The following is a 23,554-nucleotide window of genomic DNA, read 5'->3' as shown; positions in this document are numbered from 1 at the left end:
CGTCACAGGTTGCGCCTAAAGCTCTCAAATCCGGCGGCGCCACTCTTGATGCATGACGCTCACCGACTCCCCTTCAGGAACCCTGCAGGACGCCGCGGTGGCGTCGCCGGACCTTCCCTTCCGAGCGCATGCCGTGCGGCGGGCCCCCGTGGACACCCGCACCGCCGTCCCCGTCCTCGATGTCACCGTTCCCGTCTTCAACGAGGAACGCGACCTTGAGGAATGCCTCCGCAGGCTCCACTCGCACCTGGTCGACACCTTCCCCCACAGCTTCCGGATTACCGTCGCAGACAATGCCAGCACGGACGGAACCCTGAAAATCGCTGAGCGGCTGGCCCGGGAGTTTCCCGAGCTCGTCGTGGTCCACCTTGACGAAAAAGGCCGCGGGAACGCCCTGCGCAACGTGTGGCTGGCCTCCCCGTCACCGGTCCTGGCCTACGTGGACGTGGACCTTTCCACCGACCTCGCTGCCCTGCCCCCGCTGCTGGCGCCCCTGATTTCCGGGCACTCGGACCTGGCCATCGGCACCCGGCTGACCCGCAACTCCCGCGTGATCCGTGGGCCCAAGCGGGAGTTCATTTCACGCAGCTACAACCTGATGCTGCACTCCTTCATGGGCGCTCGGTTCAGCGACGCACAGTACGGGTTCAAAGCGATCCGCGCCGACGTCGCCCAGCAGATCCTGCCCCACACTGTGGACACGTCCTGGTTCTTCGACACCGAGCTTTTGGTCCTCGCCGAACGTTGCGGCCTGCGCGTCCACGAAGTCCCCGTCGACTGGATTGACGATCCAGACTCCAGCGTGGATGTGGTCCGCACGGCACTTTCCGATGTCCGGGGAATGGCCCGGCTCACCCGTGACCTGGTCTTCGGCCGCATTCCGGTGCCGGAGCTGCGGGCGGCCCTGGCACGGGGCCCGGTTCCCGCGTCGTCACGGGCGCATGAGCAGACAGCCGCCAGCAGCCTCTTCGGCCAGCTGGTCCGCTTCGCCGCCATCGGCGCCGCTTCAACCCTGGCATACCTGCTGATCTTCGTATCCTGCCGGGGTTTCATGGATCCGCAGTTGGCCAATTTCCTGGCGCTGCTGGTCACCGCCGTGGCCAACACCGGCGCCAACAGGCGTTTCACGTTCGGGATCCAGGGCGGCAACCCGGTCCGGCACCACTTCGAGGGGTTGATCGTGTTCGGCCTGGGCCTGCTGCTCACCTCGGGAGCACTCGCCCTGGTACACCGGACGACGACGACCGACCGGTGGGTGGAAGTCCTCACCGTTGTGGCGGCGAACCTAGCGGCCACGGCGGCCCGGTTCCTGCTGTTCCGGCTGTGGGTGTTCCGCGGCAACAGCAGCAACAGGGCCACGAAAGACACCACCCCTTCCAGAGAAACGGCAGCATCATGACCTCCACCGTCTCCCCCGCAGACGCCGGTTCAGCCGCCGGCCGGCAACCCTCGTCATCCGGACACGCGGTGTCCATGACCGGGTCGGCTGTGCCGCGATCCCGCTGGACCCGCTACACCTTAGGCGTCCAGCCCCGCTGGGTACGGCCTTCCGCCGCAGGGCTCCTGGTGGCCACGGCGGTCCTGTACCTCTGGAACCTGGCAGCAACCGGTTACGGAAACTCGTTCTATGCTGCAGCCATCCAGGCCGGCACCAAGGACTGGACCGCGTTCCTCTTCGGCTCGCTGGACGCCGGCAACGCCATCACCGTGGACAAGCCGCCGGCAGCACTGTGGATCCCCGCCCTTGCAGGGCGCATCTTCGGATTCTCGCCGCTGAGCATGCTGGTTCCGGAGGCACTCATGGGGGTGGCCGCCGTCGGCTTCCTCTACCTGGCCGTCAAGCGCGTTTCCGGACCGGCTGCAGGCCTGCTCGCCGGCGGCGCCCTGGCGCTGACGCCGGTGGCTGCGCTCATGTTCAAATTCAACAACCCGGACGCCATGCTCACCCTCTGCCTGGTGTTCGCTGCCTACTTCACCACCCGCGCCATCGAACGGGCGGGATGGAGGTGGCTTGTCGCTGCGGGGGCCGTGATTGGCCTGGCATTCCTCACCAAGATGCTGCAGGGCTTCCTGATCGTCCCTGCGCTGGGACTCGCCTACATTTGGGCCGCCCCCACCTCGATCGGGCGCCGGCTGGCGCACCTGCTGGGCGCATTGGGTGGAATCTTGGTGGTTGCCGGCAGCTACATCGCCCTTTTCCAGCTGACGCCGGCCTCCGAGCGGCCGTACATGGCCGGGTCCAGCACCAACAGCTTCCTGGAACTGACCTTCGGCTACAACGGTCTGGCCCGCATCACCGGTTCCGGCGAGGGCATGCCCGGCGGCGGAGCAGGGGATACTGCCGGCGGATCCGGAGGCGGCTTTGGCGGCGGGAACGCCGGATTCGGCGGGACTGCGGGCCTGCTGCGGATGTTCGGCACCAGCTTTGGCGGCGAAGTGTCCTGGCTGCTGCCTGCCGCCCTGGTCCTGCTGGTGGCGGGCCTGTGGTTCACCCGCCGGGAACTCCGCACCTCCCGTGTGCGTGCGGCACTGATCCTGTGGGGCGGCTGGCTGCTGGTCACCGCGGGCGTCTTCAGCTTCATGAGCGGCATCGTTCACCCGTACTACTCGGTAGCACTGGCACCGGCGGTCGCAGCGCTGGTGGGCATCGGCAGCGTGGAACTGTGGCGCGGCCGGGATTACTGGCCGGCCCGGACCCTCCTGGCCGCCGCCATCCTTGGCACCTCCATCTGGTCCACCGTCCTGCTGGGCCGCGACGCGTCGTGGCTCCCCTGGCTTCGCGTCACCATCATCGCCCTGGGTGTCCTGGCGGCCGCCGCACTCCTCCTCCGCCTCGACACACTGGGCACCTCCGGACGGTTCCGGCGGGCCGGCGCGGCCGCCGTCGTCGTCGTATCCCTCCTGGCCGGAGGACTCGGAACCGGCGCGTGGACCCTTGCCACCGCTGCCTCCGCCCACTCAGGCTCCATTCCGACGTCGGGGCCCGCGGGTTCGGCTGCGGCTGGCTTCGCTGGCCGCGCCGCCAGTTTCCGCGGCGACCGGGCTGACGGCACGGATGCTGCCGCGGACCCGGCTACCGGGGCTGATGGTTTTGACGCTGCCAACGGCTTTGACGGCGGTCCCGCTGGTGCGGGCGGCCCTGGTGGTGCGGGTGCACCGGGTGAAGGAACGGCAGATGCCGCAGTAACGGCTCTTCTGGCGGGCACCACCACAAAATGGTCGGCGATTGTGTCCGGCGCCAGCCAGGCAGCCAGCCTGGAACTCGCCACAAACACGAACGTCATTGCCATCGGCGGCTGGAACGGCGGCGACCCATACCCCACGCTCGCCGAGTTCCAGGCCATGGTGGCCAAGGGAGAGATCGGCTACTTCATCGAAGGCGGGGGCATGGCCGGAGGCGGTATGGGCGGGGGCGGCCGGGGCGGCAACTCCGAGGTGGCTGCGTGGGTCCAGGCCAACTTCCAGGCCCGGGCCGTAGGCAATTCCGCCGTGTACCAACTCACCCGGCAGCACGCAGGGCCAGGTAACGGTCCGGCATTTGGTGAGTTGCCGAAATGACCTAACCCGCGGCAAGTTCCGCAATTCGACGCGCTGGTCATCGTGACTTCCGTTACCTAAATGTGACTTTGCAGTGTTCTTCCTGTACCGTCGATTGGGTGCGGTCCCCGTTCGGGCCGCATATCCCGGGTTGACGCCAAGCTCTGCCGCTTCCCCGGATTCCGATTGAGCTACGGCAGAGGCGGGGGACCCACCGTCCCGGGCACTGAATGCCCTTGGGGTTAAGCCAGTACGTGATCTTTCCGTACAGCCGGATGCCCTCATCCGAACCCGACAGCTAACTCCGCAGGTGTGAGAGGCGATCAATCATGTCCAAAAACACGGCAGAAGCACGTCTGCTGCAGGCCAACGCTAAACACCGGGCCAAGCAGCAGGCAAAGAAGACCACCCTGGGCCAGCGCGCGGCCGTCCTTGCAGCATCCTGTGCGGTGCTGGTGGGGGTGGGCGCGGCAGGACAGGCCACCAGCAGCATGACTCCGGCGTCGTCCACCGGGTCCAACTCTTCCACTGCTGCGTCAGACGCTCAAATGAGCATCGAGAAGAGCGAAATCCGTTCCAACCCTGCAGCGAGCCCGGCTCCCGCCGAGATCAGCGTGGCACCGCAGGCAGCGGAACCAGCCCCCGCTGCAGCACCGGCAGCGCCCGAAGCGCCGGCCCCTGCCCCGGCGCCCGCTCCCGAGCCTGCCCCCGCACCTGAGCCGGCTACCGTCGTCGCGGTTAACGATCCCGCCGGCGCCCAGGCGTACGCCGCCAGCCAGCTGGGGACCTTTGGATGGGCACCGGACCAGATGCAGTGCCTGCAGACGCTGTGGACCAAGGAATCGGACTGGACCACCACGGCCACCAATGCCAGCAGCGGGGCATACGGCATTGTCCAGTCCCTGCCTGCCGAGAAGATGGCCAGCGCCGGCGCGGACTACCTTACCAACTACCGCACGCAGATCAACTGGGGCCTGGATTACATCCAGGAGCGCTACCAGTCGCCTTGCGGTGCGCTGAACTTCCACCTGGCGCACAACTGGTACTAGGAACCGCTCCCCCGGCGGCAGCGCCGCCGGGGCGAACCTTCCGCTGAATCTCCCCATCTATGGCGGCGCCAACGGCGCGTCCCCGGCCACCCGCCGTCGGCCGCCTTGCCGGAGCGGCAGACCAGGGGAATTCCAGCGCCTTCCGCGGGCCGCATCATCATTATGCGGCCCGCGGTTGGGTTAACCCGCGTTTTGCCCGGCGTCCTGAACGGTGCCCTGAGCAGTGTCCTGTCCGGCCTCCTGACCGGCGTCCTGTCCGGTGTTCCGCCACGGGATGTACTGGACGGCCCACTTGTTTCCGTCCGGATCGGCGAAGTAGACGAAGTGGCCCCAGTCCTGCACGTCCACGTCGCTGACATCCACGCCGTTGTTTTTCAGGTGGTCATGCGCAGCTTTGATGTCGTTGACCACCAGCTGCAGGTTGGAACCCGTGCCGGGAGGGGCGTCGGTGAGGCCTTCGCCGATGCAGATGGAGCAGGCCGAACCCGGCGGCGTCAGCTGCACAAAGCGGATGGAGTCCGAGGGCCGCTCGTCGAAATCAGCGTTGAAGCCCACTTTGTTGACGTAGAAGTCCTTAGCACGGTCAACGTCGGACACGGGGAGAAAAACAAGCTCGAGTTTCCAGTCCATCCGCACAGGTTAGCGGCGGGAACTGTATTGAAAAAGGGTGAAATCTACCCGGCGATGCCGTAGAGGCGGTCGCCGGCGTCGCCCAGGCCCGGTACGATGTAGGACTTCTCGTTGAGCTTCTCGTCGATTGAGGCCAGGACGATGTGCACGTTGGCCCCTGACAGTTCCTCTTCCAGCCGGGCCAGGCCCTCCGGGGCGGCCAGCAGGCAGATGCAGGTGACATCGGATGCGCCACGCTTGAAGAGGAACTTAATGGCTTCGCGCAGGGTTCCGCCGGTGGCCAGCATGGGGTCCAGGACGAAGACCTGGCGGCCGGTGAGGTCCTCCGGCAGGCGCTCGGCGTAGGTGATGATGTCCAGCGTTTCCTCATCCCTGGCCATGCCCAGGAAGCCCACCTCGGCAGTGGGAACGAGCTTGGTCATGCCCTCCAGCATGCCCAAACCCGCGCGGAGGATGGGAACCACCAGCGGGGTGGGTTTGGTGAACGCGGTGCCGATGGTGGTGCTGACCGGCGTCTGGATGGTGACCGGCTCGGTGCGGACCTCCCGCGTTGCTTCGTATGCCAGCAGGGTCACCAGCTCTTCCGTCAGCTGGCGGAAGACCGGCGACGGCGTGTTCTTGTCCCGCAGGACGGTGAGCTTGTGGGCGACCAGGGGGTGGTCAACAACGAGAGTGCGCATCCCTCAAAACTATCACCCGGCGCTGCCCTTCCCACGTCCGGAAGATCCGCCGTCGTGCAATTCCTCGGCCACCACGTCGCGGACAATGGGACGGTCGAACGACGGCGCCGCGCCGATGTGTTCGCGCCTGCGGACCAGGTGGAACAGCCGGTGGGCCAGGATGACGATGGCCACCCAGGCCAGTCCCAGGATCCAGCCGGCCATGACGTCGGTCAGCCAGTGGTGGCCCAGGAACACCCTGCTCAGGCCCATGGCGATGATGAAGAGGGAACCGGCGGTGATGGCACTGACGCGCACCCGCATCGTATGGAACTGAAGGCAGATGAGGTAGATCACCAGGCTAATGACCACGGTGGTGTTCAAGGTGTGCCCGCTGGGGAAAGAGGGCGAATCCTCGTAGGGGGGAACGGCGTCAGCATGGTCCGGGCGGGTACGGCCCACCAGCTTCTTGCCGAAGGTGGTGGCGCTGACCGACGCTGCCGCTGCGCCGCCGATCAGGATCAGGGGGCGCCAGTTCCGGCTGAGGAAGGTCAACCATGCCGTGAGGATGCTGGCGAGGATGGGCATCCCGATGCCGCCGCCGATGTTGGTGAACCCCGTGGCAACCGCATCGAGCCAGGGGCTGCGCAGGGTCTCGGCGAACCCCAGGGCAGGTTTGTCCAGGTTGGCCAGCCCGGCGGAGTCCACCACGTCGTCATAGACCTCGGACCCAAGCAGCGCCAGGGACACGATGATCACACCGCCCACCAGAATGGTGAGGATCAGCGCCGCGTACGGTTTGAACCAAGTACCTAAGCGGTCCCGAAGAGTGTCCATGGTGCCTCCCGGCATCGGCAAGTAACCTGACTAACCCCGAAACTATCATTGAGCCATGCGGTTGCCCGAAAAGAAACACGATGCCTGGATGGGCCTTGCCCTGGCGCAGGCCCGCCGGGCGCTCGCCACAGAGGATGTGCCCATCGGCGCCGTGGTCATAGGGCCCGACGGCGATGTGCTGGGTTCCGGACGGAACCAGCGGGAGGAACTGGGCGACCCCACAGCCCACGCCGAGGTGGTGGCCATCAGGGAGGCTGCCGCGCGACTGAAGGAGAGGGCACGGCTCGATGGCGGCAAGGGCGACGGCTGGCGGTTGTCCGACTGCACCCTGGTGGTCACCCTGGAACCCTGCGCCATGTGCGCGGGCGCGATTGTCCTGGCCCGGATCCCCCGCGTTGTCTTTGGGGCCTGGGACGAGAAGGCCGGTGCCGCAGGATCCGTATTCGACATCCTCCGGGAACGCCGGCTCAACCACTGGGTTGAGGTGTACCCCGGGGTCCGCGAGGAAGAGTGCGCGCTGGTGCTGCGGGAGTTTTTCGCGGCGCACCGGAGCATCCGCTAGCGCTGTTGCCGCTCTCCTTGGTCATCGCGTCCCTCGAGGAGGGCCAGCACGTCCTGAGCCGTTTTGCCCCATCCCGGCAGCCTGGTCCGCGCATCAACCGCAGCTGTCCGCCAGCTTTCGCGCGTCCTTTCATCCACCAACCACTCGCGCATGGCGTCGGCCAGCAGGCCGGGACTCTCCTGTCCCCCGGCTGGAAGGAAAAGCGCTGCCCCCGGAAGGCTGGGTTCGCCGTCGTCCGTTGCCAGTCCGGCCATCCCCAGCGCCTCCACGGCCCCTGTCCCTGACCGGACCAGTACGGGGATGCCGTGGGCCAGGGATTCAGTGACAGCCATGCCGAAGGCTTCCACCCGTGATACCAGCAAGCTCAGGTCCGTGCGCGCCCATTCAGCCTCAAGGGCTTCGCCGCTGAGTTCGCCGGTGAGCTGGACCCGCTTGCTGAGTCCGTTGGCCGTAATAAGAGCCCGGACCTGCTGCGCGTAGTCCGGGTCCGCCTGGTCTGAGCCCACGAGCGATGCCGTCCAGGCAAGGTCCTGAATGTGCCTCAGGGCCTCCACCGTCAGCAGCTGATCCTTGTTAGGCAGCAGTGCGGCGACCACCGCCACGTGCGGGGGTGTGGATCCGTGTGCCTGTGGTGCGGGATTGGCTCCGGGAAGGACAACTTCCGCCCGCGGAAGCCCTCTCTCCACGAGGAACGACGCTGAAGAGCTGCTGGTGCAGATCACACCCGTTGCCGCGCGGAGAGCCCTGGCTTCACGTTCCAGTGCTGCAGCCCCGGAACTTTCCTCAACGAGCATATGCACCAGAATCCATGTTTCGCGCCCTGCCTTCGCCGCGAACTCCAGTTCATCCGGGGCGCCCACCGCTACCAGCCCATCCACAATGGTCACTGCCTGCCCCGGGCCCTCCCCCGGTCCCCATGCCCCGAGGGAGGTGCCCAGCCGGCGCCGGTCCTTCGCACCGGCGTCCGGCCAGTTGCCCTCCACGGCGACCACTTCGACCTGGATGCCACGTTCCTGCAGCCCGGCAACCAGGCGCGCATTGTAGACGTTGCCGCCTGAGCTGTGGTGGATGTTGCCGGGGACCAGCAACCGGATGGGGCGCATGGCTAGGCGGTGAGGTCCAGGGAGTAGGTGGCCCAGGCGTCCGGGTTCTCGCGCAGGGTGACGTCGATTCCTGCGAGTTCGCGGCCGTCGTCGGTGTCCTCGATCTGTGCGGCCACCTTCCGGGCGATGTACTCGGCCAGGGCTTCCGTGGTGCTGAGCTTGCCCTCGAAATCCGGGTGCTCGTCCAGGTTGCGGTAATTCAGTCCGGCGAGCACTTCCTCGATGATGGTTCCGGCCGCGCCGATGTCCAGGACGATCGCGTCGGCGTTCAGGGCGCGACGGCGGAAAGCCACCTCGGCGACGAAGGTGGCCCCGTGCAGGCCTTGGGCGGGACCGAAAGCCTCACGGGGAAGGCTGTGGGCAATCATGAAGTGGCGGCGGATGGTCAGGCTGAACATGGGTTACCTCAAGTTTTCCGGGTTGTGGGCAGCTGGGCCGCTCTCGCTGGCGGGGTACTCAACGACGTGGCACAGTGCTTCCAGGCTGCCATCTGCCAGGCTCTGGACCACACTGGGCAGGTTCTCAAACCGGGACGATCCGGTCAGGAATGCATCGAAGACGGGGTCCTTGAGCAGCGAAACAGCCAGGTCCAAGCGGTCCGCATTGCTGCGGCGGTGTCTGCGTGCACGTGCCACCATGCCCACCTGGCTCGCTCTGATGGACAGCCGCCTCGCGTGGAAGTCCTCCCCCAGCGGCACAGTGACCTCCCGGTTGGCGTACCAGGACATTTCGATGACCTCGCCTTCATCGCCGGCGAGCTGCAGGCTGCGCTCCAGGCCTTCCTGCGATGCCGAGCAATGGAACACGATGTCGCAGTCTGCCAGGGCGTCATCCGGATGTGCGAAGTCAACGCCCAGAGTGTCCGCGAGCTCCTTCCGGCCGGCGTCGAGGTCCACCAGCTGCAGGCGCTGCAACGGGAAGGTGCGCAGCAGCGTCGCCACCATGCCGCCCACAAGGCCGGCGCCGACCACGGCAATCCGATCGCCCAGCCGCGGCCCGGCTTCCCACAAGGCATTGACTGCCGTTTCCACCGTGCCGGTGAGGACAGCACGGCGGGATGGAACGTCGTCGGGAATCCTGGTCAGGGAGGTCACCGGGACCACGTAGAGGTCCTGATGAGGATTCAGGCAAAAGACGCGCTGGCCCGTCCACTCCTCGGGTCCTTCCTCCACCACTCCCACAGAGAGGTAGCCGAACTTCACGGGTCCGGGAAAGTTCCCTTCCTGGTGCGGGGCCCGCATCTCTTCTGCGACGCGCGGCGGCACGGCTCCTGCGTGGACCACCATTTCGGTGCCCTTACTGATGCCGGAGTACAGGGCACGGACCAGCGCTTCGCCCGGCCCCGGCGCGGGCACCTCTTCAGGCCTCAGCTCGCCGTGCTCCTTGGCAGTGGTCCAGTATGCGGTTGCGTGGATCGGAGTCTGTGAATTTGTCATCTTGCTGATGAATCTAATCGGACGCGCATGGACAGGGAAAGTCCGACGGCGGGTGGCAGGGTGTCGCGGCATGGGCTGGAGGCCAGCGCCAGCCGCCCCCGCCTCCAGGAAGGTGGTGGCGTCGACTAGCCACGCGGCGGATTAACACTCCCCAGTGCAGCAGCTTCGGTTTATGAGGCGAGATGCTGGAGGAGTGCTTCCTCGAGGAGGCTTCGTTGGCCGGGCAGGAACCCGGGAGGCCAGTGTGGTGGTTCCCAGTCCTGGTGTTCGCTTTTGTAGTGCCGGCCGGTGGGTGAGGTCCAGCCGGGTGGTTCGTTCTTGCTGGCCGGGGTGGGTTTCCAGCCTGTGGTGTGCCGGAGCCTGTGGTGCTTGGGGCAGGGCTGTCCCAAATTGCTGATCCCCGTTGTGCCGCCTTTGTGCCAGGCGAGGATGTGGTCGGCGTCGTTGTCCAAGGAGTTGTTGCTGCAACCGGGGAACGGACACTTGCCTTCCCGCATCCTCAGCCAGGCCCGCATCGCTTTCGTGATTCGGTAGCTGGTCCTGCCGATCTCCAGCGGCGCCCCGTCCCGCGGATCCACCAACACGCGGTGAAACGAATCTGCCCCGTCCGCAACGAGGCGCCGTGCCATCGACGGCGGGATCGGCCCGTACCCGTCCAGCACCGCCGGCTCATCCGTCAAACTCAGCAGGGAAAACACCGGGACCGTCACCAGCACCTGGGCCCTGATCGGCGACGGGACCCCCGCGGGGCCGGTACCACTGCCGGTGCTGTTGCTGCTGCCAAGGATCGCTTCGGCGAAATTGTCAGCCCGCAGCTGGGGCATGGTGCGGGACTCGTGCGGGCCCTGCATCCCACGGGCAATAGCGGTGAGCCGGTTCCAGCCAGCCACAGCTTGGTCCGCCGGGAGGCACGCCGAGAGCCAGGCCATCCCGTCCCGGTCCGGCCGAAACTCTACCCGTCGGTCCAGTACCGATCTGGCGTGCCGCTTCTCGATCGACTCCGCGTGGTGGCGTTCCCGCCAGAGCCGGGCCTTGGCCTTGAACCGGTGCGCCGGCATCTCCCCCACCGGGCACCCCCGCATGGCGTCAGGTGCGTTGGGGTCCAGGAAATGGGCCTCCAACGCCGCGGCGCCCGCAGGATCAAGGGCAGCGGTTTCGTCGGCCATGGCCACGGCGTGCTGCCACGACAGGCTCCCGGCCCGCAAAGCCTCCAAGGTCCGCGGCAAACCGACGGTCAGGGCATGGGACGTGGCAAGGAACGACACCGCAGCCCGCGGACCCAACGCCAGCACGCACCCTATCTCCGCCGCGACCGCCATCTCCTGCGCCACCACCGGGGTATCCGGCGGCGCAAGAGCATGGGCAGTCTCCGCGTACCGCACCGCAGCCTTCACCTTTAGCCCCGCGATCCCCGCCTCCACCTCCCGGGACCCAGCCAAAATATCAAGGCAACCATCCGCCAACCCCGCCAACGGATCAGCCTCCGAAAACGCCTCTGAACCCGCCCCATCAACTTCCGCGTCAAGCACAGCGAGGGCGGCCTTGATGTCCTCGAACGCCCTTGCCACCGCCGCTTTCCCCATAAACCCATCATGACAAGGGGGTGTGACATTGATGATCTGCCTCCATCGCGTCCCGAAGACGATCAACCGGTGGCGCCGGACATGGAAAGCGGGCCTTTGGACGATCCGGCAGACGGCACCGGCATGGCCCCCGTTTTGGGGATGCGGGCCATGCTCCGGTACCCTATTGAGGTTGGTGACGTGTCCGAGCGGCCGAAGGTGCAACACTCGAAATGTTGTTTGGTGTAAAAGCCAACGTGGGTTCAAATCCCACCGTCACCGCTGACGAGGAAGGCTCTGATTCCCTTATAACTGAGGGAATCAGAGCCTTTTTCTTTGCCTGGAATGGTTCAGCGATGACCCAGCAGTAACACCGGACTGAGTTCACAAATTCGGCGACACGTTCTGCGAACCGGTCAGGTTCGGCCAGATGCGACACATGTCCGTGGTCCGCCCACCTCTCGACCAGCGCGGCCGGCAGGGGGGACAAGACGGGGGTCGCCTGGATTAAATCCTTTGTCGCCTGCACAAGGGTGTGGCCTGGAGGTTGACTGCCGCGGACCGGGTTCGTGGACGAGCTTGAGAAAGCCGTCTCCCTGAGACCCCGCACGCGCAGTCCGTCACCAAATACTCGATGGGCTTGCGCATGCAATGCTAAGCATGCTTATGATGGGCTCAGTCGGATGGGGATCCGGTGCGAGGGGAATCGAAAAGGGTGCGCTCAGCGAACGGGGCGCACCCTTTTCGTTGTCCCCCCTTTCGAGAGAAGCGCAAAGGAAAGGCAAGTCATGATTGGTTTCATCGTTGCAGGCCTCGTCATTGGTGCCCTTGCCCGGCTCATCAAGCCAGGCAAGCAAAATCTGAGCATCGTCGCCACGCTTTTGCTGGGCCTGGCCGGGTCCGTTATCGGTGGTGTTATCGCCAGCCTCTTGGGAACCGGCAACATCTTCGAACTGAACTTCCTTGGATTCATCGTTGCCGTCATCGCAGCAGTTCTTCTCATCGGGGTCGCGGAAGGAATCTCTGGTCGCAGGAGTGTCCGCCGGTAGCTGCCACTCAACTGAAGCTTCGAGGAGGGTGCGCTCAGCGAACGGGGCGCACCCTTTCCGCGTCCACCCGCACTGCAGTTGCTTCAAATTCGTTACGTCTTGCTCAGCTGCCGTGACAGGCGGATAGTTTACTCATTGGTTGTGAAGCCGGCCGAAGCGGTAGCCGCGGAAAGCCGGGACATCATGTCCATCCATCCCCCAGCTCCTAATCTTCAGCTGTTCAGCGCCGCACGGCAAGGAACGCCGTCGTGAGCACGCCTCAATCGGTGGTCCTGATATTCGTTGCCGCCTTCGCCTGGATCGGCTTGACCCTTCTCGTTGTTTTGGAGATGAGGCGTCGTAGGAGAGGGTCCTCAAGGGTGGCATCAGCCCTACCGCCTCCCCACCCCACCAGCGATCGCCCCCACAGGGCCTGGCGAAGGGCCCGGCCCGTGACCGATCAAGCCCCGTCCCGAAGGCGACGCAGGTTGCGCATCAAAAAGGCCCCTGGCTGACGAGGAGACCCCCGTCGAACTGACGAGGCCCGGTAAGAGACCGGGCAGCCACCAATTCAATAGCACCCACCCTTCGACGGTGGCCGTTCCTTGGAGCAGACATGGATACCGGGACGATCCTCGGGTACACCTTCGGGTACTTCGCCGCTGCGGCAGGCATCTTCCTCCTATACCTCCCGGACATCATCTTGTTCCTTGTGCTGCTGGTCGTCGCCGGAGTGCTGCAACTGCTGCTCCTGCCCTTCTCCATCCTGATCAGAAAACTTCGCCGGCGACCGCCGGCGGACGTGGACGCATCGTGGCTCCTGGACCGCAGCAGGCGGTAGCAGGACCCGGTTCAGCCGGGAGGGCCATTGGCGACATCCAATCATTTACCTTCGATATGCACCCTTAGCGGCGATCGGCCAGGTATTCCTGGCCGCGACCGCAGCCGATGGCAGGAGCGCCCGGTGTGGAGGCCCGAAAACCTGACGTGACGGCGGCACGGACGTAGCGTCAGTCCGCTTACCTGATAGAGCAGGCTAGTGGATGCTTTGCATCGCGTCTGACTCCTCCTGACTCAAGCATCCACGCCAGTGCCTTGTCTTCGGATGTGAAGTATCTGATCGGGAACCCGGCCGGCAACAGGGGCAGGCGGAACATGGCGACCACCCGGTCAACGGGAGAGGAACCCAAGAGCGCCATGCGCGAGACGCTGGACGAGTCGGGAAAGACTTTTCGAGCAGCCGCGGAGTGCGTCACACCCTGGATTTCGACCAGCATCGGCAACCTGGCACCCTGGCCGAGGGTGGAAATGGCTGCGATGCCTGCCCTGGCTACGTCGACGCCTATGTATGCCCCTGGCTTCCAGCGCACATAAAGAACTCCGCCGGACAACTCCATGGTGCCTTTGCCTTTGCTGTCCACTTTGTTCGCGCTGTTCATGCCGTCCCGATTCTCCGAAGCCCTCTTTACATTTATTGGGTCCTCGAAGGTCAGGGATTTGGTCGCTGAACCTGGTATGACTTTCTTGCCCTGTCATTGATGATCCGGGGGTGTTCCTTTCCTATCCCCGCTGCCGGTGGCCGCGGGCCCAAATGACCTCGGCGACGCCACCGAGGGCCAGCGGGAACGCCACGACGGCGGCCAGGAAGCGCAGGAGGGTGTATGGGCTGACGAGGTCTGCCCAGCCCACGAGAAACCCTGGCAGTGCGACACAGATGCTCACCCACACCGGATTGCCTCGGAGATGTGACCAGACGGAGGCCCCAATGGACAGCAGCCAACCAAAGAAGATGTAGAGGCTGCCGACCCAGGACGCCTCCCGCTCGGCCGGCGTCGGCATCCAGAGCCAGATTCCGGCGTGCACGATGCCGTAGCCGATCACGATCATCGAGGTGAGCACGAGCAGGATCCAGGCGCTTGTCCCCGCCCACCGACGGGTCGTTTCAGACATGAACTTCACCTGTCCCCTAACCGCTTGCATGTCAACTGCTTGTCTACAGCACGCCTCCTGCTGCGCGGCTGCTCCGGGTTTCCTTCTTAGGGCTTCCAAGAAGTGATGCGGACATTGGCGAAGGCACCGGTCCCCCAAGTGGATCCATCCGGGCTGAGGTTGATGACGTCGACAGTGACATCACCGGCGTGCAGGTCAAGAGTCCTGCTGGAAGGCTCGGCGCACGCGAACGCCTCGGAAAAGTCAACCTGACCGCTTGCGTTCCCGGGTTTTCGCTGGCTGAGGACCAGTCTGGCGTTAGTGGTGCCGATGCAGGCTGTGGTGATGACATAGGTGCCTGATGCGGGCAGGGATGCCCGCGTGACAAAGGAAATCATCCTGCCACTGATTGCTTCCGTCACATCCAGGTAGGTGTCCGAGACCGGAACACCCAGTACCTCGTCCAGCTTCGTCCGGTTGCCCTGTTCGAGAACTGCCACCTCGGCAGGCTTCGTGGGCGGCCCCGCCAAGGGGTTCGTTACAGGCGCCGAAGGCGTGGCGCGTGCAGCTGGCGTGGACCCATCCTGGTATTCGCAGCCCGCCACTGTGGCGCCAAGCAGAGCCATGGCCGCCGGAACGGCCCACAGACAACAGTGCCGTACTCCCCCAAGTTGTAACATAGCCCGAGCCTACGCCAGCCGACGCTTCTCCTCATGCTTGATCCTGCCCTGGCCTCGTCCGGCTGCCCTGTTCGGGTGGTAAGGCGGTTCCTTGTCGTTCTAGACGGGGCCAATGGCCAGTACCCGTGGACACTTCCCGCGGTTCGGCGTTACCTTCGATTCGGACACAGGAGTTTCGTGGAGGAAGGCGGCACCATGGCCGGTACTGCTGCAGAGAACCAGGTCCGCGCCGCCGTGGACCGAGCCGCCGACGAAATGATCTACATCGGCCCTGACCATCCCTACTATCCCTTGCTGGCTGACCTGGTGTCCGCGGTCGGGAAGGCGTGGCAACAGGGGTTTGAGCAAGGCCGGCGCGGGGGGCACGAACCAAACCCCTATGCGTGGGCCCGGCGGGAGGAATAGCGTGAACCACTTGCCCCTTTAGATGAGGATGCTGATGGACAACAACATCGTCAGGAACTACTGGCTGGCCTTAGCCGCAATGTACGGGGTGGCCATCAGCGTTGTGGCGATAGCAATCTGGGGTGGTGCGGTTTTGGGGGCCATCACTTTCCTCGGGATGTACCTGTACCTCCAGCGGCTCGGACGTTTCCATCAGCAGTCGAAGGAAACGGCCGCCTGATCCTCAGGACCCGTAACGTCATCACCGAACAGTCCGCAATGCTGTTCAATTGCCTTGGAGAATCCGCTGATACATCCGGTGGTCCTGCCATTGGCCCGCTATCCGGAGGTAGGCGGCCGCCGTGCCATAGGCCTCAAACCCGTTCTTTTCCAGCACCCGCTGCGATGCCGTGTTGTGCACCAGGGTCGCGGCCTCGAGCCTGTGGAGGCCGAGGTCAGCTGCGGCAATATTGACGGCGGCACCCACAGCCGCTGTCATGAGCCCTGCGCCCTGGAATGCGTGGGAGATCCAGTAGCCCAGGTGCGCGTTCTGGAATGCACCGCGCACGATCGAGCTCAGGGTCAGCAGCCCGACGATGCCGTCGTCCCGCGCCAGCACCATGGGAAGTGCCGTGCCCGAATCCAGCTCAGCCCGCCGTCGTTCAACCACTTCCTGTTGGCCCTGGATGGTGTAAAACTCCGCAGGCCGGACCGGCTCCCATGGGGCGAGATGTGAACGGTTCGCTTGAAAGGCCGCCGCCAGCGCCCCGGCATCCGCCTGCTCAACGGGCCGGAGCACAACGTCCTCAGAAATTTTGCAGGAAAAGTTCACTGCTTCACACTACGCGGCTGCCCATGCACCGGACCGAGCCGGGATGTGTGGAGCATCTGTCACCGGGCACCCGTCCTTGACGCATCATCCGGCAGCGGCTAGAAAAGTAAGCAGCCTTATCATTTGTCGATTTTGCCGAAGAGTTCAGCACAAGGAGGACCTGCCATGAGTGAGAAGCCGGGTAACCAGACACCGAACACCCCAAATGTGAGTGAAACGGAACTGCGCAACATGAAGGTGGACGAACTCCGCAAAGAAGCCAAGGAAGAGAACGTCCCCGGCACGTCCGGCATGCGCAAGGAAGAGCTGGTGAAGGAGGTTGCCAAAGCCCGGCAGGAAGGCGGGGACCGCAGCAAGGGGGACCCGGGCGCCGGCCCCGACGGCGGCAAGGTCCGCTACGGCGACGACTCGTCCAAGTCGTTGAAGTACTCGCAGGAAATCACCTCCACGGATGAGGAGCCCGAACGCGAAGGCCGAAGCCTGGCAACCACCCACCATGAGGTCATCAGGCAGTGGGCCGAAGAACGCGGCGGCGTGCCCGCGACGGTTGACGGCACCGAACATGGCGACCACCTTGGCGTCCTGCGCATCGATTTCCGGGACAAGGACGCCAACCTGCGCGAAGTCAGCTGGGAAGAATGGTTCAAGACCTTTGACGAGCGCCGCCTCAATTTCATCTACCAGGAGCAGAGGACGGATGGAAACCAGTCCAACTTCTTCCGCCTGGAGAACCCGGACCGCGAGGACGCCTAAGGGCTCCCAGGACTGACGAAGGAGGCGCTACCGCTGCTGCGGTGGCGCCTCCTTCGGTTCTTTCCTACAGCCGGGTGTCGAATGACCCGCAAAACACGTTCTCGTTGAACGTGCCCTGGAATTCGGACTTGCCCTGGATCTTTTGCACGGCAGCCCGGATGGCTTCCCGCGTCCCGGCGTGGGCGTGGATGGCCGTCCTGACCATGGGGACGTCGATCAGGTGGTTCGGCTGGTTCAGGGACACGAACACCGTGGGCACTTCCGTGACATACCACGGGATTTCCGCCGCCATGGGCGAGGACCACTTGATCCGGATGGCCGCCTCCTGCGCGAAACCTTTGACATTGGCAAAGACAAACGCGGCGTCGTACTTCTCCGCGTAGTCCCCTGTGGCTTCCTCGGAGATGATGGACATGAAGTTCACGCCGGTCTCCCCCGCCGCCTCGCGCTGTTCAGCGGTCCGGAACAGAAACACCTCGAATCCGGCAACTTCAAGTTCCTCCTTCACCACCTCCAGGTAGGCCAATGGGTCAGCGCGGGTGAAGTCGGCCCCGCCGGAGATCCCGTACAACCGGATCCGCGGATGGGTTGCAGGCGTAATGGGCAGGTTCCCGGCGGTGTCCTTGACCAGCGTCACGGTCTTGTCTGCGATCTCCGCAGCAATGGCACGATGTTCGGCACTCCCAATCACGGCAAGGACGTCAGCAGGCGGCACCAGCTGGTCCGCCGATTTCAGGTGCAGCCCCAAAGACGCCTTCAGCCCAAGGATCCGGCGCAACGCATCGTGCAGCCGCTGCTCGGTGATGACCCCGGACTTGTACCCGTCCAGCATGTACTGGAAGTCCTCGGCCGGGTTCCGGAAGAACAGGAACATGTCGCAGCCTGCCGCAATGGTGGCCGGGACCAGGTCCCTGCGCCTCATGGCCTGCGTGAGGCCCACCATCTGCGAGGCGTCGGTGAGGACCAGGCCGTTGAAGCCAAGCTCACCGCGCAGCAGGTCCTGCAGGAGCTCCGGGGACAGAGTGGCCGGCAGAATTTCGGCATCGGAAAGGCCCGGCCGGAAATGCCGGGAGACCTCAGGCGCACCAATGTGGCCCACCATGATGGATTGCACGCCGTGCGCAATCATCTCCCGGTACACGTGCCCGTAGGTCCGGTTCCATTCCTCGTAGCCAAGGGTGTTGTAGGACGTGACCACGTGCTGGTCCCGCTCATCGATTCCGTCGCCGGGGAAGTGCTTCATGGCACAGGCGGTGGGCGATTCGCTGATGCCGTCGAAGTACTCCTTGGCGCGCTCCACCACAATCTCCGGCGTGTTTCCAAAGGACCGCGTGGAAATGACGGTGTTCCGCCAGTTGTAGTGGATGTCCACGATCGGCGCGAACGCCCAGTTGCACCCCAGCGCCGCCGTCTCCACCCCAGCCACCTGGCCCATCTGCCGGGCAATGGACTTGTCCGGGTGAGAACCCGCCTGGAGGTGCGTGGACACAAACGTGCCGTCGTCGCAGCTGCCGGCGCCGCCCATCTCCGGGTTGGACGCAATCAGCAGCGGAATCCGGGACTTGGACTGTGCGTAACGTATGTGTTCCTGCACGGCAGCGGAAGGACCCGGGCGGTACCGCATGCCGCCCACGTGGTAGTTCTCCAGCACACCATCGAGGTATTCGGGTGAATAGTCGTTGTTGTGGTTGATGAACAGCTGCCCGATCTTTTCCTCAAGCGTCATGGCACCAAGGGTGCCTTCCACCCAGGCGATCGCGTCGGCGTCGAGATTGAACGGCGCCGACGCAAGGTCGACGTCGAACTGCCGCGGGCGGGTGCCCGGCGCGGCACTGGCAGGACGTACGACGGCGGCGATCCCCTTGAGTGCCTCGGCCACCACTTCCGCGACGGGCGCGGCAATGTCCACCACTACGCCGCGTTCGTCCTCCTGCAGTGGTTCCAGGGTGGCGAGCTGGGATTCGAGCAGTGCCGGTGGCATGAAGTGCCCGGTGCGGCCTTCCGTCCGCGCCTTCAGGACCTCTTTGCTGCCGTTCAGGTGCAGGAAGATGGTGTCCGGAGCCTGTTGGCGAATGGCGTCGCGGTAGCTGCGGCGGAGGGCGGAGCAGGCAAGGACCATCCCGCCATCTCCCGCGGCAGCCAACTCACGGCCCACCGTGGCGAGCCAGGGCCAGCGGTCCTCATCAGTCAGCGGCGTGCCGGCCGCCATCTTGGCGACGTTCTCCACCGGGTGGAGGGAATCGCCGTCCAGGAACGGGACGCCCAGTTCGCGGGCCACGAGATCCCCGATGGTGGTCTTGCCGCAGCCGGAGACGCCCATGACCACTACACGGGGTTTGGCATTTCCGGGTTGATTGTTGCTCACAGTTCTTCCTTTACCAGTCGTGGACGGTGCCGTCGACGAGGCGGTTGTAGGGCAGGTAGGCCTGCTGGTACGGGTAGGCGGCTGCGGCTTCTTCGTTGAATTCGACGCCGATGCCTGGCTTGTCGCCCGGGTGCAGGTACCCGTCGGTGAACGTCATGGACTGCTCGAAGACCTCGTTGGTCCTAGCAGAGTGCTGCATGTATTCCTGGATGCCGTAGTTATGGATCGCCAACCCGACATGCAGCTGCGCGGCGAAACCCACCGGGGAAATATCCGTCGGCCCGTGGAAGCCGGACTTGATCTGGTACTGCGCGGCGAAATCCATCACCTTCTTCAACGGCGAAATGCCGCCAAAGTGCGTGGACGCGGCACGGACGTAATCGATCAACTGTTCCTTGATCAACGTCTGGAAGTCGTACACGGTGTTGAAGATCTCCCCGATCGCCAACGGCGTGGTGGTGTGCTGCCGGACCAGGCGCAACCCCTCCTGGTTCTCGGCCGGCGTGCAGTCCTCAAGCCAGAACAGGTCATATGGCTCCAGCGCCTTGCCCAGCTTCGCGGCCTGGATCGGTGTCATCCGGTGATGCCCGTCATGCAGCAACGGGATCTCCGGCCCAAACTCATTCCGCACCGCCTCGAACACGGTCGGCAAATGCCGCAGATACGCACGGGTGTCCCAGTCCTCTTCCAGCGGGAACGCACCACGCCCGGCAGGCTCATAGTCGTACCGCTCCCCCGAGGCCTGCGCCTGCGCCGCCACCCCGTACACGGCCTTGATCCCGGGGACCGCCGTCTGGATCCGGATCGACTTGTACCCCAGCTCCAGGTGCTCCCGCACCGAATCAAACAACGACGGAATATCAGCCCCGGACGCGTGCCCGTACGCCCGCAACCCGTTCCGCGACGCACCGCCCAGCAACTGGTACACCGGCATCCCGGCAAGCTTGCCCTTGATATCCCACAACGCCATGTCCACCGCAGCGATCGCCGCCATCGTCACCGGGCCCCGCCGCCAATACGCACTCCGGTACAGGAACTGCCACGTATCCTCAATCCGGTGCGGATCCTTGCCAATCAGCAACTGCGCAACATGCTCCCGCAGGTACGCGGCAACAGCCAGCTCACGCCCGTTCAACGTGGCATCACCAATCCCGGTCACACCATCCTCCGTAGTGATCCGGAGGGTCACGAAGTTCCGGGACGGACTGGTCACAAACACATCGGCGGCAACGATCTTCATGGGAATTAACTGTTCCTTCCGGAAGTAAAAGCAGGATTCAAGTAAGCGGGGTTCAAAAAGCAGGGTCAGGTATGCGTGGAGGCCGCAGTTGTTGCGGAAAAGGACCCGCACAACCTGTGGACCAGGGAGACGATGTCCGCGTCCTCGGCGATGCCGGCATTGACCAGGCGGAGCAGGGCCTGGACCCGGTCTGTGCTTTCAAGGGCATCGGCCCCCCGGATCTCTCCGGCCAGCGGATCCTGGAATTCCCCGGCCGCCGCCACGTAGTCGATCCAGGCGGCCAGCATCAGGGCTGCGCCGGAACCGCTGCGGCCTTCGGCGCGTTCCGCTGCCAGGACAGGTACGGCGCGCATCCGCAGTTTTGTGGTGGCATCGGCAGCGATCTGGGCAAGCCGGTGGGCGATCCGGGCGTTTCCAAAACGCTCAAGCAGCGCCTGCCGGTACCCGGGGATGTCCAGGCCCTCGGCGCGCAGGTGGTTGGCGGCCTCGTCCCAAAAATCATCCACTGCCTTCCGGCACAGTGGGTCGGCCAGGGCTTCGGCCACAGTGGTGTGCCCGCGCAGCTGACCGGCATACGCCAGGATTGAGTGTGAACCGTTGAGGAGCCACAGTTTCCGGTTTTCGTAGGGCTCGATGTCATCAACCACTACGGCGCCCGCATCTTCCCAGCGCGGCCTTCCCGCCGGGAAATCGCCGCTGAGCACCCAGTTCCGGAACGGCTCGGCAACCACCGGCGAGCTGTCACGGTAACCGCATTGCTCCGCCACTTCCGCCATGTCCGCGTCCGTGGTCCGGGGGGTGATCCGGTCCACGGAGGTGCTGACGAAGCTGACATTCGCCGCAATCCACTCCACCAGGTCCTGGCCCCAGGCTGCGGCCATGCCCAAGACGCCACGGCGGGCAACGTCGCCATTGGCCGAAAGGTTGTCACAACTGACGACGGCGATCGGTCCGGCGCCGCTGTCTTTCCGGCCTGCCAGGGCCCACACCAGGCGTCCCAACGGAGTGCCGGGCACCCTTGCCTCGCCCGAAGCAGCAGTCCCACCGGGCGCGGAAGGCTCCCCGGAAGTGGAAGTCTCCCCGGCCGCCGCTGCCGACAGCGCGCGGAGGTCATCCGCCACACCCGGCGCATCGGCGTCGAACGTTCCATCCGCCGCCAAGCCGTAGGCGGCCTCGGTGATGGTCAGCGTGACGACCGCAGTTTCCGGGGCGGCGACGAGCTGGCAGAGCCGGGCGACGTCGGCCCCATCCACGGCTTCAACAATGCTGCCGATCACTTCGAAGCTGTCCCCGCCGGCGGACCTCTCCACAAGGGTGTAAAGGCAGTCCTGGGCGGTGAGCGCCTCCGCGGCATCCGGGCGGCGTCCGGTGAACGCCGCGATCCCCCACTCGGCCGCGTCCGGCGCATGCTGGGTGTACCAGGCCTGATGGGACCGGTGGAAGGCTCCCAGGCCCAGGTGGACAATGCGCACCGGGGCCTTGGGCAGCGGCTTCAGGCTACGGTCCAGCACGGGAACAGGGTTCAGGGCAGGAACAGGGTCCGGGACAGGCGGGGCCGCATTCACAGCTTGAACACCCGCCGGGGCGAGGCGTCCACGATGTCCACGATCAGTTCGTGGGCGCGTTCTTCGGTGACCCGGTGCTCAGCCACCAGCCGGGCCAGGAAGGACGCTTCAATCCGCCGGGCCGTGTCGTGGCGGGCCGGAATGGAACAGAAGGCCCGGGTGTCGTCAATGAAACCGGAGGACCGCGAGAATCCCGCCGTCTCCGTCACCGCGGACCGGAAGCGCAGCATGGCATCCGGCGCGTCCAGGAACCACCATGGCGCACCAAGGTACACCGAAGGATAGAAGCCGGCCAGCGGGGCCAGCTCCCGGGAAAACACGGTCTCATCAAGGGTGAACAGGACCAGGTGGAAGTCCTTGGCCGTTCCGAAGTCCTGCAGCAGCGGGCGGATGGCCTCGGTGTAATTGACCGCCACCGGGATGTCGTGGCCGGTGTCCGCCCCGAAGGCGTCGAACGTTGGCCCATGGTGGTTGCGGAACGAGCCCGGGTGGATGGTCATGACCAGCCCGTCCTCCACCGACATCCGCGCCATCTGGTACATCATGTGCGCTTCGAAAGCGTCCCTGTCCTGCGCGCTCGCCTGGCCCGTCCTGCCGCGCTCGAAAAGCCGCTCCGCCTCGCCGTCGTCCAGCTTCAGCGTGGTTGGCGTAAAGACGCCGTGGTCCGCCGAAACGGCCCCGCGCTCCACGAAGTGGCGGCGCCGCGCTTCCAGGGCCTTGATGTATCCGGCGTAACCTGAGGCGCCGTCCCCGGCGGAGGCGATGAGACGCTCCACATTGTCCTGCCAGGCACGGTGTGCCATGTTCAGGTACTGGTCCGGCCGGAAGGTGGGCAGGACGCGGCCGGCAAAAGCGGGATCGGCCTGCAGCGCGGCATGGCTGTCCAGGGAGTCCAGGGGGTCATCCGTGGTGGCCAGCACCTCGATGTTGAACTCCTTGAACAGCTCCCGTGGCCGGAAACCCGGTTCCGAGAGTTTGGCCTGCAGGGCATCGTAAAGCTGGTCCGCGTTCCCTGCGGACGGCTCCTCCCCGAGGCCGAACACGTGCGCGAACTCCTGCCGGATCCAGTAGCCGGACGCCGTTCCTTCGAAGGCGGGCCACGCCTCACAGAAGTGCCGCCACACCTGCCGTGACTCCGCGGGCTGGCTGCCCAGTCCCAGCTGGTCCATGGGCACCCCGCCCGCATGGATCAGCCGGGTGACGTAGTGGTCCGGGGTGACCAGGAGCGCTGCCGGGTCCGGGAAGGGGGTGTTTTCTTCGATGACCGCGGCGTCCACGTGCCCGTGCGGGGAGATGATCGGCAGCCCTTCCACCTTCGAGAAGAGTGAACGGGCTGTCTCCCGGACGCCGGGGTCGGCCGGCAGGAGCCGGTCCGGGTGGTCCGCTATCGGCGTTCCCATCGG

The 23,554-nt window shown here is 65.2% G+C and carries 24 protein-coding genes, 1 tRNA gene and 1 riboswitch; of the genes, 10 read left to right on the top strand and 15 right to left on the bottom strand.

What is annotated here, in order from left to right:
* Positions 1 to 52: 52 nt before the first annotated feature.
* From FBY33_RS08490 to FBY33_RS08480, 3 genes are all read left to right on the top strand, one after another.
* Positions 53 to 1,399, top strand: a complete 1,347-nt coding sequence (locus FBY33_RS08490) for a glycosyltransferase (RefSeq protein WP_142030191.1) — start codon at positions 53 to 55, stop codon at positions 1,397 to 1,399.
* Positions 1,396 to 3,558: an ArnT family glycosyltransferase gene (locus FBY33_RS20815; protein WP_142030190.1), complete on the top strand. Its 2,163-nt coding sequence runs from the start codon at positions 1,396 to 1,398 to the stop codon at positions 3,556 to 3,558. The genes FBY33_RS08490 and FBY33_RS20815 overlap by 4 nt, the downstream gene beginning before the upstream one ends.
* A 142-nt stretch (positions 3,559 to 3,700) precedes the next feature.
* A riboswitch (cyclic di-AMP (ydaO/yuaA leader) is annotated at positions 3,701 to 3,861 on the top strand.
* Between the two features lie 5 nt (positions 3,862 to 3,866).
* Entirely contained in the window at positions 3,867 to 4,586 is a 720-nt protein-coding gene (locus FBY33_RS08480) for a hypothetical protein (protein ID WP_142030189.1), read from the top strand.
* Positions 4,587 to 4,766: 180 nt separating this feature from the next.
* On the opposite strand, the gene FBY33_RS08475 is transcribed toward FBY33_RS08480, so the two are convergent.
* From FBY33_RS08475 to FBY33_RS08465, 3 genes are read right to left on the bottom strand one after another with little or no spacing between them, the layout of a single operon-like run.
* Positions 4,767 to 5,216 carry a VOC family protein gene (locus FBY33_RS08475; RefSeq protein WP_235010491.1) on the bottom strand — a complete coding sequence of 150 codons (450 nt, stop codon included), beginning with the start codon at positions 5,214 to 5,216 and terminating at the stop codon, positions 4,767 to 4,769.
* Positions 5,217 to 5,260: 44 nt separating this feature from the next.
* The gene (gene upp / locus FBY33_RS08470) at positions 5,261 to 5,896 is read right to left on the bottom strand and encodes a uracil phosphoribosyltransferase (RefSeq protein WP_142030188.1); all 636 of its coding nucleotides are present in this window, start codon (positions 5,894 to 5,896) and stop codon (positions 5,261 to 5,263) included.
* A gap of 12 nt (positions 5,897 to 5,908) precedes the next feature.
* Positions 5,909 to 6,712, bottom strand: a complete 804-nt coding sequence (locus FBY33_RS08465) for a phosphatase PAP2 family protein (RefSeq protein WP_235010490.1) — start codon at positions 6,710 to 6,712, stop codon at positions 5,909 to 5,911.
* A 55-nt stretch (positions 6,713 to 6,767) separates the two neighbouring features.
* On the opposite strand from FBY33_RS08465, the gene FBY33_RS08460 reads away from it, so the two are divergent.
* Entirely contained in the window at positions 6,768 to 7,274 is a 507-nt protein-coding gene (locus tag FBY33_RS08460; RefSeq protein WP_142030187.1) for a nucleoside deaminase, read from the top strand.
* Here the strand turns inward: FBY33_RS08460 and FBY33_RS08455 are convergent.
* The 4 genes from FBY33_RS08455 to FBY33_RS08440 form a co-directional block, all read right to left on the bottom strand.
* Positions 7,271 to 8,377, bottom strand: coding sequence for a glycosyltransferase family 4 protein (locus FBY33_RS08455; RefSeq protein WP_142030186.1), 1,107 nt, complete (start codon positions 8,375 to 8,377; stop codon positions 7,271 to 7,273). The genes FBY33_RS08460 and FBY33_RS08455 overlap by 4 nt on opposite strands.
* 2 nt (positions 8,378 to 8,379) lie before the next feature.
* The gene (locus tag FBY33_RS08450; protein ID WP_142030185.1) at positions 8,380 to 8,775 is read right to left on the bottom strand and encodes a 6-pyruvoyl trahydropterin synthase family protein; all 396 of its coding nucleotides are present in this window, start codon (positions 8,773 to 8,775) and stop codon (positions 8,380 to 8,382) included.
* A 3-nt stretch (positions 8,776 to 8,778) separates the two neighbouring features.
* Complete coding sequence (locus FBY33_RS08445; RefSeq protein ID WP_142030184.1) at positions 8,779 to 9,813, bottom strand: zinc-dependent alcohol dehydrogenase; 1,035 nt, start codon at positions 9,811 to 9,813, stop codon at positions 8,779 to 8,781.
* Positions 9,814 to 9,983: 170 nt separating this feature from the next.
* Positions 9,984 to 11,396: an HNH endonuclease signature motif containing protein gene (locus FBY33_RS08440; RefSeq protein ID WP_142030183.1), complete on the bottom strand. Its 1,413-nt coding sequence runs from the start codon at positions 11,394 to 11,396 to the stop codon at positions 9,984 to 9,986.
* Positions 11,397 to 11,570: 174 nt separating this feature from the next.
* Between FBY33_RS08440 and FBY33_RS08435 the strand changes: the two genes are divergently transcribed.
* The 3 genes from FBY33_RS08435 (at position 11,571) to FBY33_RS08425 (ending at position 13,244) form a co-directional block, all read left to right on the top strand.
* A tRNA-Ser gene (locus tag FBY33_RS08435) sits at positions 11,571 to 11,657 on the top strand.
* Between the two features lie 506 nt (positions 11,658 to 12,163).
* Positions 12,164 to 12,424 carry a GlsB/YeaQ/YmgE family stress response membrane protein gene (locus FBY33_RS08430; RefSeq protein WP_142030182.1) on the top strand — a complete coding sequence of 87 codons (261 nt, stop codon included), beginning with the start codon at positions 12,164 to 12,166 and terminating at the stop codon, positions 12,422 to 12,424.
* A gap of 595 nt (positions 12,425 to 13,019) precedes the next feature.
* Positions 13,020 to 13,244 (top strand): hypothetical protein, encoded by a 225-nt coding sequence (locus tag FBY33_RS08425; RefSeq protein WP_142030181.1) that lies wholly within the window; start codon positions 13,020 to 13,022, stop codon positions 13,242 to 13,244.
* Positions 13,245 to 13,422: 178 nt separating this feature from the next.
* On the opposite strand, the gene FBY33_RS08420 is transcribed toward FBY33_RS08425, so the two are convergent.
* The 3 genes from FBY33_RS08420 to FBY33_RS08410 form a co-directional block, all read right to left on the bottom strand.
* Positions 13,423 to 13,842 (bottom strand): DUF7793 family protein, encoded by a 420-nt coding sequence (locus FBY33_RS08420; protein ID WP_142030180.1) that lies wholly within the window; start codon positions 13,840 to 13,842, stop codon positions 13,423 to 13,425.
* A gap of 121 nt (positions 13,843 to 13,963) precedes the next feature.
* The gene (locus FBY33_RS08415) at positions 13,964 to 14,353 is read right to left on the bottom strand and encodes a hypothetical protein (RefSeq protein WP_235010489.1); all 390 of its coding nucleotides are present in this window, start codon (positions 14,351 to 14,353) and stop codon (positions 13,964 to 13,966) included.
* 86 nt (positions 14,354 to 14,439) lie between these two features.
* Positions 14,440 to 14,832: a hypothetical protein gene (locus tag FBY33_RS08410; protein ID WP_142030179.1), complete on the bottom strand. Its 393-nt coding sequence runs from the start codon at positions 14,830 to 14,832 to the stop codon at positions 14,440 to 14,442.
* A 357-nt stretch (positions 14,833 to 15,189) separates the two neighbouring features.
* Between FBY33_RS08410 and FBY33_RS08405 the strand changes: the two genes are divergently transcribed.
* Together FBY33_RS08405 and FBY33_RS08400 are read left to right on the top strand one after the other, a co-directional pair.
* Entirely contained in the window at positions 15,190 to 15,417 is a 228-nt protein-coding gene (locus FBY33_RS08405) for a hypothetical protein (RefSeq protein WP_235010488.1), read from the top strand.
* Between the two features lie 34 nt (positions 15,418 to 15,451).
* A complete protein-coding gene (locus FBY33_RS08400; protein ID WP_142030178.1) occupies positions 15,452 to 15,637 on the top strand; it encodes a hypothetical protein in 186 nt (61 codons plus the stop codon).
* A 45-nt stretch (positions 15,638 to 15,682) separates the two neighbouring features.
* Here FBY33_RS08400 and FBY33_RS08395 read toward each other — a convergent pair whose 3' ends face one another.
* Complete coding sequence (locus FBY33_RS08395; protein ID WP_142030177.1) at positions 15,683 to 16,228, bottom strand: GNAT family N-acetyltransferase; 546 nt, start codon at positions 16,226 to 16,228, stop codon at positions 15,683 to 15,685.
* A gap of 165 nt (positions 16,229 to 16,393) precedes the next feature.
* On the opposite strand from FBY33_RS08395, the gene FBY33_RS08390 reads away from it, so the two are divergent.
* On the top strand, positions 16,394 to 16,981 hold the full coding sequence (locus FBY33_RS08390; protein ID WP_142030176.1) for a Rho termination factor N-terminal domain-containing protein: 588 nt from the start codon (positions 16,394 to 16,396) through the stop codon (positions 16,979 to 16,981).
* 64 nt (positions 16,982 to 17,045) lie between these two features.
* Here FBY33_RS08390 and FBY33_RS08385 read toward each other — a convergent pair whose 3' ends face one another.
* The 4 genes from FBY33_RS08385 to uxaC form a co-directional block, all read right to left on the bottom strand.
* Positions 17,046 to 19,301, bottom strand: coding sequence for a gluconokinase, GntK/IdnK-type (locus tag FBY33_RS08385; RefSeq protein WP_142032663.1), 2,256 nt, complete (start codon positions 19,299 to 19,301; stop codon positions 17,046 to 17,048).
* A gap of 55 nt (positions 19,302 to 19,356) precedes the next feature.
* On the bottom strand, positions 19,357 to 20,586 hold the full coding sequence (gene manD, locus FBY33_RS08380; RefSeq protein WP_142030175.1) for a D-mannonate dehydratase ManD: 1,230 nt from the start codon (positions 20,584 to 20,586) through the stop codon (positions 19,357 to 19,359).
* A 65-nt stretch (positions 20,587 to 20,651) separates the two neighbouring features.
* A complete protein-coding gene (locus FBY33_RS08375; RefSeq protein ID WP_235010487.1) occupies positions 20,652 to 22,097 on the bottom strand; it encodes a mannitol dehydrogenase family protein in 1,446 nt (481 codons plus the stop codon).
* A gap of 50 nt (positions 22,098 to 22,147) precedes the next feature.
* Entirely contained in the window at positions 22,148 to 23,551 is a 1,404-nt protein-coding gene (gene uxaC, locus FBY33_RS08370; protein WP_142030174.1) for a glucuronate isomerase, read from the bottom strand.
* Positions 23,552 to 23,554: the final 3 nt, after the last annotated feature.

The sequence above is a fragment of the Arthrobacter sp. SLBN-112 genome (genome assembly GCF_006715225.1).
Taxonomy (GTDB): domain Bacteria; phylum Actinomycetota; class Actinomycetes; order Actinomycetales; family Micrococcaceae; genus Arthrobacter.
Note: the sequence above shows the minus strand (reverse complement) of the source record. Positions and strands in the feature narration are given on the sequence as shown.